Annotated in this window: 9 protein-coding genes; 1 reads left to right on the top strand and 8 read right to left on the bottom strand. The window is 38.0% G+C overall.

Going from position 1 to position 12,024, the window contains the following annotated elements:
• Positions 1–106: 106 nt before the first annotated feature.
• The 8 genes from SBO79_RS03590 to SBO79_RS03555 all read right to left on the bottom strand — a co-directional run bounded on the left by SBO79_RS03590 (position 107) and on the right by SBO79_RS03555 (position 9,061).
• A complete protein-coding gene (locus SBO79_RS03590) occupies positions 107–2,854 on the bottom strand; it encodes a heavy metal translocating P-type ATPase (RefSeq protein ID WP_318643418.1) in 2,748 nt (915 codons plus the stop codon).
• Positions 2,855–3,254: 400 nt separating this feature from the next.
• Positions 3,255–3,815 (bottom strand): AraC family transcriptional regulator, encoded by a 561-nt coding sequence (locus tag SBO79_RS03585; protein WP_318641847.1) that lies wholly within the window; start codon positions 3,813–3,815, stop codon positions 3,255–3,257.
• Positions 3,816–3,862: 47 nt separating this feature from the next.
• Positions 3,863–4,678, bottom strand: coding sequence for a hypothetical protein (locus SBO79_RS03580; RefSeq protein WP_318641846.1), 816 nt, complete (start codon positions 4,676–4,678; stop codon positions 3,863–3,865).
• Positions 4,678–5,187, bottom strand: coding sequence for a heavy-metal-associated domain-containing protein (locus SBO79_RS03575; protein ID WP_318641845.1), 510 nt, complete (start codon positions 5,185–5,187; stop codon positions 4,678–4,680). The genes SBO79_RS03580 and SBO79_RS03575 overlap by 1 nt, the downstream gene beginning before the upstream one ends.
• Positions 5,188–5,389: 202 nt before the next feature.
• Positions 5,390–5,746 carry a hypothetical protein gene (locus tag SBO79_RS03570; protein ID WP_318641843.1) on the bottom strand — a complete coding sequence of 119 codons (357 nt, stop codon included), beginning with the start codon at positions 5,744–5,746 and terminating at the stop codon, positions 5,390–5,392.
• 892 nt (positions 5,747–6,638) lie between these two features.
• A complete protein-coding gene (locus SBO79_RS03565) occupies positions 6,639–7,016 on the bottom strand; it encodes a GxxExxY protein (protein WP_318641841.1) in 378 nt (125 codons plus the stop codon).
• A 344-nt stretch (positions 7,017–7,360) separates the two neighbouring features.
• Entirely contained in the window at positions 7,361–7,900 is a 540-nt protein-coding gene (locus SBO79_RS03560) for a 3-hydroxyanthranilate 3,4-dioxygenase (RefSeq protein WP_318641840.1), read from the bottom strand.
• A gap of 60 nt (positions 7,901–7,960) precedes the next feature.
• Positions 7,961–9,061, bottom strand: coding sequence for an endonuclease/exonuclease/phosphatase family protein (locus SBO79_RS03555; RefSeq protein WP_318643416.1), 1,101 nt, complete (start codon positions 9,059–9,061; stop codon positions 7,961–7,963).
• Positions 9,062–9,197: 136 nt separating this feature from the next.
• Between SBO79_RS03555 and SBO79_RS03550 the strand changes: the two genes are divergently transcribed.
• Entirely contained in the window at positions 9,198–12,020 is a 2,823-nt protein-coding gene (locus SBO79_RS03550) for a carboxypeptidase-like regulatory domain-containing protein (RefSeq protein ID WP_318641839.1), read from the top strand.
• Positions 12,021–12,024 lie beyond the last annotated feature (4 nt).

Here is a 12,024-nt window from a genome sequence, read left to right as displayed (position 1 = left end):
TTCATCCCTTCAAAACACGTGAAGTATTTCGCCAATTGATTGCCTTTTATTCTTACAAATCTAGCGGGGTGTTTCGTGTAAAAAGTGGCTAAATATATTTCTATTCCTACAACTTCATCCCTCTCAACCTCAGCGCATTTGCAATTACCGAAACTGAGCTAAAACTCATTGCAAGTGCCGCAATCATTGGCGATAACAGCAATCCAAAAACTGGATACAACACTCCTGCGGCAATCGGAATTCCCAATGCGTTATAGAAGAAAGCGAAAAATAAGTTTTGTTTGATGTTTTTCATCACGGCGTGGCTCAGTTGTTTTGCTTTCACAATTCCTTGTAGGTCGCCTTTTACCAAAGTAATTTTGGCGCTTTCGATGGCGACATCTGTTCCAGTTCCCATTGCGATTCCGATATCAGCTTGAGCCAAAGCTGGAGCGTCATTGATTCCATCTCCCGCCATTGCAACGATTTTGCCGAGTGCTTGTAAACGTTCTATTTCTTTGAGCTTGTCTTGAGGAAGACATCCCGCGTAAAATTTATCCAACTTCAAAACATCCGCCACGGCCTTTGCGGTATTTTCATTATCACCGGTCATCATAACAACTTCCACGCCCTGCTCTTGCAATTCTCTAACTGCATTTTGAGAAGATTTTTTGATCGCATCGTAGATTATTACAAAACCAGTAATCGTATTTTCTTCAGTGATATACGAAACTGTTTTTCCAAGCTTCTGCTGTTCGATTACTTCTTTCTCGAGTGATTCTGGGATCGAAACTTTAAACTGTTCTAGCAAAGCTTTATTTCCAAGCAAAATTTTCTTCCCATCCACGGTTCCGCTAACTCCTTTTCCAGTAATCGAATCAAAGTCGGAAACCTTATGCAATTTGCTGTCATTCTCTTTGGCAAAATTTAATAACGCTTGCGCTAATGGATGCTCGCTTTGTGAATTCACCGAGGCAATCTGAATCAGCAATCTTTCCCAATCTCCATCGATTGCCGAAACTTTTTCTACCGATGGTTTTCCTTCAGTTAGAGTTCCAGTTTTATCCGTAATTAAAACGTCGATTTTGTCCATATTCTCCAAAGCTTCGGCATTTTTAATCAAAATACCCGACTGTGCTCCTTTTCCAACTCCCACCATTACAGACATTGGAGTGGCTAATCCTAATGCACACGGACAGGCGATAATCAAAACTGCGATGGCATTGATGAAACCGTAAACAAGTGCTGGCTCTGGACCAATTGCGTACCAAACAAAAAAGGTGATGATTGAAATCGCGACAACAATCGGTACGAAATACTTCGCAATCTTGTCGGCAATTTTCTGAATAGGAGCTCTAGATCTACTCGCGTCATTCACCATCTGAACAATTTGCGAAAGCAAGGTCTCAGATCCGATTTTCTCGGCTTTCATTACAAAAGACTTGGTTCCGTTAATCGTTCCCGCAAGAACTGGATCGTTCACCGTTTTATCAACTGGAATTGGCTCTCCCGAAATCATTGCCTCGTCAATTGAAGATGATCCTTCGGTTATTATTCCATCAACTGGAATTTTTTCTCCTGGTTTCACTCTAAGTAAATCATCCACTTTTATATCGTGAATCGAAATTACTTTTTCTTCACCATTAATTATGCGTGTTGCCTGCGTCGGCGCTAATTGCAACAATGCTTTGATAGCGCCACTAGTTCGGCTGTGTGCTCTTGCTTCGAGAAGTTGTCCGAGTAATACCAAGGTTAGAATTACCGTGGTGGCTTCAAAATATAAATGAACTGCTCCATCGTGGGATTTGAATTCTGCCGGAAATATCGATGGAAAAAGTAATGCTACAACACTAAATAAAAACGCAACCCCTGCTCCAATTCCAATCAGCGTAAACATATTCAAATTCCAACTCACTATCGAACGCCAAGCGCGCTGGAAAAACATCCAACAAGCATAAAAAACCACTGGAAGTGATAATATAAATTCAACCCAATTCCATTGAGATCTACTTAATAATTCAAGCAGCGGATTATTCGGAATCATCGCTGACATAGAAATGATAAAAATCGGAATTGTGAAGATCATTGCGATTTTCATTTTTGACCAGAGTTTATTATAGGCACTGTCTTCCTGATCTTCTTTTGGAATTAGTGGCACCAAATCCATTCCACAAATAGGACAACTTCCAGGATTGTCAGAAATTACTTCGGGATGCATCGGACAAGTAAATTGTTGCCTTGCCGTCACAATTGGTTGTTGAACTAGATCCATACCGCAGACCGGACAATCGCCGGCATTGTCATATTCTTTGCTACCTTCGCAATGCATTGGACAGTAAAACTTCCCAGGCGTAGTCGAGTATTTTTTGTCGTCTTTAGGTTTTGTAGAACAACAGCTTTTTACGATTGGCGCTTCGGCTTCATCGATTCCTCGAATGGTATAATCTCCTTTTTCGGATAAAGCTTCTTGCAAAACCTCAGTTTCGAATCTTTTATCGGTGGTGATTTTTGCGGCTGGCGGATCAAGAGTTACAGTTGCATTAACTCCCGGAATATCATTTAAAGTTTTTTCAACTTTCTTACGGCAACCATCACAGGTCATTCCTGTAACAATATATTCTTGATTAAAATCTTGGTCAGGTAACAGATTATTTTCAATCGAATCCTCGTCGATTGCAGTGATTGTATATTCTCCTATGGCGGTTAGAGCATCTTGATAAATTGATGTTCGTAATTTCTCTTTAGTAGAAATTGTTGCTATTGGAGGATACAGGGTGACCACCGCTTCCACACCGGAAATCTGGTTTAGTGTGTTTTCTACTTTGGTCCTACAGCCGTTGCAAGACATTCCGGATACATCATATTTGAATGTCACCTGATTTTCAGATAATAGTGATGTTGGAGCTTTAACAATTACGCTTTCTTCAAAATAGGTAATCCGGTAATTTCCAACTTTAGATATGGCTTTCTGAAAAACTGCAATATCTATCCGATGGTCGGTTTTAATGGTGGCAATCGGTGGATCGAGGGTAACAATCGCTCCTACTTCATAGATTGCATTTAGTGCTTTTTCGACTTCCGTCCGGCAGCCGTCACAGGTCATACCTTTAATAATATATTTTGATGTCATAATTTTTTAATATTAGTTGCAGCGAAAAAATAGTAAAGCTGCTAAAACTGAAACTGTGCAAATCCTGTCCAAAAAAAAACAGTTGTCACAAATTTCGGAATTTGTACTGACAACTGTTTGTAAAATTTATGATATGATTTGTATCCTAGATCGTGTCTAAAGGCTTTCTGTCAACTCTTCTGAATTTCTTGAAAGCGGTTGGAGTGCAACCAACTACTTTTTTAAACTGATTACTAAGATGCGCAACATCAGAGAAATGCATTTTGATTGCTATTTCGCTAAGTGACATTTCATTATAGCGAAGCAGCTCTTTCACTTTTTCTATCCGTTGTAAGATAAAATAGTGCTCGATAGTATAGCCTTCTTGATTTGAAAATATCTGACTCAAACTACTGTAATCCACTGCAATCGCTTGGGAAACATATTCGGAGATATTTATTTTGTCAAGCTCACCTTCTTCTTGAACTAGGGCAATGAGAAGATTTTTGACCTTCTCAATCATTTTAGATTTTTTATCGTCTAGAAGATCAAAACCTTGAGCTTGTAATGCTTTTTTAAGAGCAGTTCGTAACTTTCCTGTAACCTTTTCGGTAGATTCAACTTCGCCAAGAATAACCGATTGATATGAAATACCAAGAGAATCTAAAATGGATCGCACCGCAGCATTGCAACGATCGCAAACCATATTTTTAATGTGCAAAATCATCTGAAAGAATTAAAATTAGCTTTTTGTAACTATTGAAATTTAAATCTTTAATTGCTTACATTGAAAAAGGTATATTGAAAATTAAGCAGAAAACCACTTGAGGAATTTCGGTTTAAGCTACTATATAATTCTTGTTTGTAAGCCAAATCGAGTCGCGCTCGACTATTAAAAATAAATTGTATGGAAGGTACAACATCTAAGTAAGATTTACCACTTTTATTTAGAGTTTGTCCCTTGAATTCAAACATTGCGTTCACATTTGTCTGATTAAAACTAGTATACACCTTTGGCAACATCAATTTACCTACAGAAAGAGTATATTCAGCGCCGAAATCGTTAAAATCTCGTCCAAGCAAAATTTCGTCCAAATTGGTGGCATGCACTCCCGAAAGCGACGCGCTGATGGCAACTTTCTTAATTAATTTGGTCGCAACAAGTCCTACTTGAAATCCAGAATTATTTCCCATCAAATCTATCTCCTCAGTAACAGCTACTTCGTTGTTGTTGCTCACTCGTCCAAAAGCAGCCATTCTGAAATGACTTTGCAAATCATCCTCAGACAGAAATCGGTATTTTGTATAAACACTTGCTCCTCGGAACGCCAATGAATTTGAATAATCTGTAGAGAAAAATCCATCTGCTTTAAACATTAGATTTTTGGTTGCACCCCAGGAAACAGTTGGCGACAGATTGTAATAATAGTCTTCGCTAATTTCTGCTTTCAACAATCCCTGATTGATTCCCACTGAAATAGAACCTGCTGGCACATTGCTAGCAGGTTCGGTAATTACAAAAAGTTCTTGCGATTTTACTTGAGCAGAATGTCCGAGAAAAACTGCGAATAGAATTAAATGCCTTCTCATTATTTAGCACTTTTTAGAAAGATTTTTTTGTCTTTCGAGTTACTAAAATCCATAATCGAAGAGAATGCTTTCTCATTCTTTTTAAGTTGCTTGCTAGTTACAAAACCAGCGTCAACAACCTGCATTTTATAATCTTTATGGGTAGCAGGTACTTTATCTAGCAAAACCAGATTGTTGCCATTTAGAGTCAATTCTTGCTTACTCAATTTTGATCCGTCAACGTAAACCATCATAGAGCCTACAAAGAATCCCGCTTTTTCTACAGCGTCTTTTAGCTGAACAGGATCAAGAGTTTGATTGTTTTTGGCGGTTACTGTGAAAGTATTTGTATTTAAATCTGTATCAATCTCTGCTACTGAACTCAATGTTTGAAGTTGTTTGTAGATTGCATTTGAACACATTGAACATGTAAGTCCAGTTGCAATAATTTCAGATTTATTTATTTGTGCTTGAATTGAAGTCGAAATAAGAAGAACGATCGCTACTGCGAAATATTGGAAATTTTTCATTTTGTTCGAATTTAGGATTTGTTTCTCCATCGAAATATTTCGGCTAATAAAGCATCGAAATTTTCATTTCCGGCAAGTATCTTCTAAGACTGAAATACCTAAAAAATTTGAAGAAACTGTTGTTTAAAATTGTAATTTGGAAGTGCAGTTTCTGGCTTTCGCCGAAAAAACAAAGCACACTAATGGCTATTAAATTTTAAATTTATCCTATATTAGGAATGTCCCAAACGAAAACAAAACCAGTAAGAATGTGGCTTTCGCCGAAGTAAAAAGAACACTTTTCTATTGTAGCGAAGAGAGGTTTTGAAGTAAAATCATTTTGTTGAAGTACGAATACCGATGGTGAACTCGTAAAGCCTGAACAAGATTTACTTCCGCAACTACCGTCGCAATCGCTATTTGAAGCAGTATCATCACAACAAGATTTTGCTTTTTCTGAACTGCAGCAGGCTTTAGTTTCCACTACATTTTTCTCAGTATCACACGCAAATGCAGACGTTGAAGCCATAAAAATGGTCAGCGTAAACAAGTACATAATAAATGATAATGAGATCTTCATAGTTGCAAAAATAGAGAAATTGTGTGAGAAGGCTGTTGTGGTTAGGGAAATTTTAGGAATTGGGGAGCAGATCAGAGTTTTCGCTGATTATCACAGAGTTTTTTATTATGAGTATAACTGCGAGAGTAAAAAAAATTTATGCCCGCGGATTTCGCGGATTGTCGCAGAACTTTCTTTTATGCAGTTAGCTGCGGGAGATGCGAAAGCAGATAATAGGACTTGCGGATCACTACAGAGTTGTTTTTAAGTGAGTTTAATCTGCGGGAATCTGCGGAATCTGCGGAATCTGCGGGAAAAAAATCGCGGATTTCGCGGATTACCGCAGAACTTTCTTTTATGCATTTAGCTGCGGGAGATGCGAAAGCAAAAAATAGGGCTTGCGGATCAATACAGAATTCTTTTTAAGTGAGTATAATCTGCGGATATCTGCGGGGAAAAAAATAGCGCCCACCGATTTCACGGATCACCAGAAAGTTCTTTTAAGTAAGTTAATCTGCGAACATCTGCGGAATCTGCGGGAGAAAAAATAGCGCCCACCGATTTCACGGATCACCAGAAAGTTCTTTTAAGTAAGTTAATCTGCTAACATCTGCGGAATCTGCGGGAGAAAAAATAGCGCCCACTGATTATTGCAGAGTTTTTTTTATGCACTTATCGACGGGAGATGCGGAATCTAAATGAGAAAAAATAACGCCCGCAGATTTCGCGGATTACCGCAGAACTTTCTTTTATGCATTTAGCTGCGGGAGATGCGAAAGCAAAAATAACGCCCACTGATTTCGGTGATTATTGCGGAGGTCTTTTTTGAGTTAATCTGCGAACATCTTCGGAATCTGCGGGAGAAAAAATAATGCTCGCTGATTATCGCAGAGTCTTTATATACGTTAGATTCCTACAATCCATTTACTTTTCTAAATATTCCATCATTAATGTTTTCCACATTAAAATTTACTAAAATTCCTAGTTTCAATTCCGTTATTTTCAAATAGGTTAGTATTTGCTTATGATGAACTTGTGCAAGGTTTTCTACTGATTTCACCTCAATGATTACTTTATTTTCCACTAACAAATCTAATCGAAACCCTAAATCTAGCTTAACTTCTTTGTAATGAACTGGTACTGGAACTTCCTTTCTGACATGCAATCCTCGATTCAAAAGTTCCCACTCTAAGGCTGCCACATAAACAGATTCAAGCAATCCAGCACCCAAACCGTTGTAGACATTAAAAATGGCTCCTCTTATTTTGTATGATAAATCATTTTCAGTCATGCTACGCCTTTTTTAGGAGATTAATAAGCGATAATGTTGCCTCAATTAGAATAAGCTATGTGCCAAATTGGGAAATTGATGTATTATTTCCTTATCAGTGCTTTTTATTATTTCACGCCCATTAATAAATAATAGATTTTTGTGGTTCTTAAAATCTTAATGTTCAAAAACTTTAGGTCAAAGTTGTTCTCTAGCCCAGATTGTCGTGGAAAGCCCGGAGCAAAAAAAGCCAGTTTTTTGGGCAGAAAAGAGCGACCGGAGGAAGCTCCTTTTGTGACCTAAAAAAACGGCTTTGTTTGTGAGGACTTGGAGCAAAAGCTGGAAATAGCTCCTAATAAAAAATATTATTTATCTCGGACGAATTTTGGATCTGCTTCCATCACGGTTCCACAATTGTCGCAGGTTCGCAACTCTTCTGAATTGTAAAAATGCTCGAAATGTCGCAGAAAATCTTCTTCGATATCGTTTAACGGGAAATAGACTTCGTACAATTTATGGTTGCAATTGTCGCAATACCAAAGCAGCCCATCTTTTAAATTTTGACCTGCCCGTTTTCGCTCGACCACCAATCCTATCGAGTTTTCTGAACGCGATGGAGAATGTGGCGTTTTGGCTGGATGCAAATACATATCGCCGGCATTCAGAGTAAATTCTCGACGTTCGCCCCCATCCTGAATTGTGACCTTAATGGTACCCTCGAGTTGGTAAAAAAGCTCCTCGGTTTCGTTGTAATGATAGTCTTTACGGGCGTTTGGACCTGCGACAATCATCACAATATAGTCTTGCGAATCGATGTACACATTCTTATTTCCAACGGGTGGTTTGAGGAGATGCCTGTTTTCGGCAATCCATTTATTGAGATTGAAAGGAGGCGCTACTGCCATAATATTCGAATTTAGTAAGCTAATTTAGCGAATATTTTGGCGCCGCGACTGCTAAATTGCCTATTTCTGTTCTTTGATCAGATAAATAAAAACTGGGAAGTGATCGCTAAATCCAACTTCGGTGGCGGTATGCCTGAGTGGATATCCTTTGTACTGCCCAACCGTAGTAATCATATAAGGAGCGTTGTAAATTCCTGCTTTCCAGTATCGGTAACTGCTGTAATCCGTTTCGATCAGTGGCTGAGTGAACATTATGATATCAAAAATATCCCAAGAATCACGATATGCGATTGTGCCCATTCCTTTGTTTGCCATTTCTTCGAAAGGATTGTAAATTCCCAATGGTTTTACTTCTGATTTCTTTCCTTTTGCTCCAAGCTCGACCTTGACACTTTTGTTGAAACTACCGTCGTTAAGATCTCCTAAAATAAATACTTTCGCATCTTTATTAATTGTCTGCAGTGAATCGACAATCCGCTTGCTTAGCTGAGCTGCAGCTTCACGAAAGGGTGAGCTGCGTTTTTCGCCACCAGATCTTGAAGGCCAGTGGCAGACGATGAAACTTACTTCTTCGCCATCCAAAAGTCCTGTAACCAAGAGTTGATCACGAGTGTAAACTCGCCTTCCACGAGGATCGGCATCTGCAACGTCATCTTCATTAGTAACAATTTCGGTTTTTTTATTAGTAGTGTTTTTCTGATAAATATACAAAGGTACGTTGTGAGAAGTGATGGGCTTAAAGTGCTCTTTTTGGTAAATAAGTCCAACATCTATTCCTCGTTTATCTGGCGAATCAAAATGTACGATGCCATAATTTTTACTTTTAAGTGCTGGTTGCTTAATCAAATCTTCGAGTACCGATCGATTCTCTATTTCTGAAACTCCTAAAATTGTAGGTGAATTTGGATTATCGGCGGTACCAATTTCGGCAATTACCCGCGCCATATTAGAAACTTTTTTTCTGTATTTACTTGATGTCCAATTCTGTGCGCCGTTTGGCAACCATTCTTCGTCATTTATTGTAGGATCATTTATAGTATCAAAAAGATTCTCCATATTGTAAAATCCTACAGTATGAATTTTGAATTTTTTCTCTTGCGAAAATGCCACTGTCGAAAAAATTAGCATCAGTAGTGTGGTAAGATAGTATTTCAAAATCATCGGTGGCATTATTAAGTAATTATTATTTTAATATTTATTTAGCGACTAAATTAGAGAATTATATTAAAAGATGTACTTTTATCACAATTAAGTTTTAATTATGATTTTGTTAATCGTTTCACTTTAAGAATTATTTATGAAGAAACTAGCTATTAGTATTTTATTTCTGCTAAATGTTGTGTGGGTTTTTGCACAAGGCACGAGCAGTCTTAGCGGAAAAGTAATTGATGCCAAAACGGAAAAGCCACTTTTAAATGCTGTGATCAATATTCAGAACAGCAGTTTTACGCAGGTCACTGATTCTGATGGTGTTTTTAGATTTACCGCACTTCCGGCGGGTTCCTATCTTGTGCAGATAAGAACAAGTGGTTATAAGGAACAACTTTTATCGGTAGATCTTGCCGAGGGGGAAAGCATTGATTTGGGAACGATTCTATTAGAATTTGACATTAGCTCAGAGCAACAAGCTTCGCTTATTACCATTACCGAAAATGATTTGGGCGATGATAATAGTGGCTCAGAAAGTACCGCAGGATTGTTACAAGCTTCGAGAGATGCTTTTCAGCAATCAGCAGCTTTTAATTGGGGTCAGGCACGTTTTAGAATTCGAGGTCTTGATAACGAATACGGTAGTACGATGATCAATGGTATTACGATGAACAAGATTTATGACGGAAGACCACAATGGAGTAACTGGGGAGGGTTGAATGACGCTACTCGTAATCAAGAATTTACCATGGGATCTGCTCCTGCCGATAATACCTTTGGTGGAATATTAGGTACTCAGGTTATTAATACTCGTGCATCAATCTACAGACCGGGAACGAGAATCACATTTTCTGGAACAAATACCAATTACAACTGGCGTACAATGGCTACTCATGCGTCGGGAATGAATTCAAAAGGTTGGGCTTATGTAGTTTCTGCCGGTCGTCGATGGGCGCTTGAAGGGATTTATGAAGGAACAACCTATAGCGCTAATTCGTTTTTTGCAAGTGTCGAAAAAAGAATTAATGAGAATCACTCTCTAAATCTTACCGCTATTTATGCTCAGAATAGTCGCGGTAAAAATTCTCCAAATACAGCCGAAGCAACTGCCATTGCTGGAAAAGAGTACAATTCTTATTGGGGGTATCAAGATGGTGAGAAAAGAAACTCTAGAGAGAAGGATGTCGAAGAGCCTATTGTTATGCTAACGCATTATTGGAAAATTAATGACATTACAAATTTAAATACGAGTGTGGCTTTCCAGACTGGTCGTATTGCCAATAGTAGGTTGGATTATACGGGAGTTGATAGTCCAGACCCAAGTTATTATAAATATATGCCTAGTTATTATACTTCTAGATATAGCAACCTAAACGTATTTGAGGGTAATAGTCCTGAAAATCAATACCAAGCCTCGATAGCAAGATTCCTGAGCAATAGACAAATTAATTGGGACGAAATTTACTTCAACAACTCAAACCCAAACAAATTAGAAGCGGGAATGAGTAATATTGTTCTTTATGAAGATCGCACAGATGATGATATGATTACGGCGAGCAGTATTTTGAATACAAAGCTTTCTGATAATATCGTTTTAAATGTAGGAGCAAGTGTCAAACTATTAGATTCTCATAACTATCAAAGTCTTACAGATCTATTAGGTGGAAGCTATTTTGTTGACGAGGACACTTTTGGACAGTCTTACAATCAACAACAATCAGATCTAAACAATCCAGGACGTATTGTTGGCGAAGGTGACATTTATGGCTACAACTACAATCTTACTGCATCGGTTGTTGATGCTTTCACACAGTTTAAATTCAGTTACGATAAGGTTGATTTTTATCTAGCGCAGAATTTTACACGCTCAGAGTATCAACGTGAGGGACATTACAAAAACGGCTATTATCCTAAAAACTCTTTCGGAAAAAGCAGAAGTGTAGTATTTGAAAACTTCGGATTTAAAGGTGGATTATCGTACAAGATCACAGGTCAGCATATATTAGATTTCAATGGACTTTATATGAGCAAAGCTCCTTCGCTTAAAAACACTTTTACAAATGCACGTATCAATAATAATATAATTAGCAAACTTGACAATGAACTTGTTTCAAGTGCCGATGCGAGTTATATTTTAAAAATGCCAAAACTTAAGGCGAGAGTTACCGCCTACTTCTCGAAAATTCAGAATGCATCTGAAACATCATTCTTTTTCTCAGACGGAATTGGTGGAGAGGATGATCCAAATACGGCTTTCAATGAGACTAATTCATTTGTTGCAGAAACAGTAACTGGACTTAATAAGAGAAATATTGGAGCTGAACTTGGACTTGAATACCAAATTACTTCGACCATAAAATTGATTGCGACAGCAGCTTATGGAGAATATACTTATGACAACAACCCTAATGTATCTATTAATATTGACGCACTAGCTACTTCAGAAAATATTTACCCTCTCAAAAATTATGGTGAGGCTACCTTAAAAGGATACAAACAAGCCGGAATGCCGCAACAAGCAGCATCTTTGGGAATTGAATACCGTGATCCTAAATTTTGGTGGATTGGTGCCAACGTAAATTACTTGGGTGCAAACTATATTGATGTTGCTCCAATTGCTCGTACGGCTAATTTCTTTAACAATCCTGAAGATCCATTTGGATTGCCATTTGCAGAAATTACTCCAGAACGTGCTAGAGAATTATTAAAACAAGAGAAGTTTGACGACTTTACATTGTTTAATCTTGTTGGTGGAAAATCTTGGAGAATTTCTGGTAAGACTATCGGAATCTTTGCAAGTGTAAATAACGTCTTTGATGTTACCTACAAGACAGGTGGATTTGAACAAGCGCGAAATGGAAATTACAGACAACTTAATCAAGATGTTTCAAGTGGTACTCCCGCTTTTGGAAGTAAATATTTCTACGGCTACGGACGCACGTACTTTGTAAACCTTTATGTTAACTTTTAAATCG

Source organism: Flavobacterium ardleyense (genome assembly GCF_033547075.1).
GTDB classification, from domain to species: Bacteria; Bacteroidota; Bacteroidia; order Flavobacteriales; family Flavobacteriaceae; genus Flavobacterium; species Flavobacterium ardleyense_A.
The sequence above is the reverse complement of the archived record's forward strand: the minus strand, read 5'-3'. Positions and strand labels throughout refer to the sequence as shown.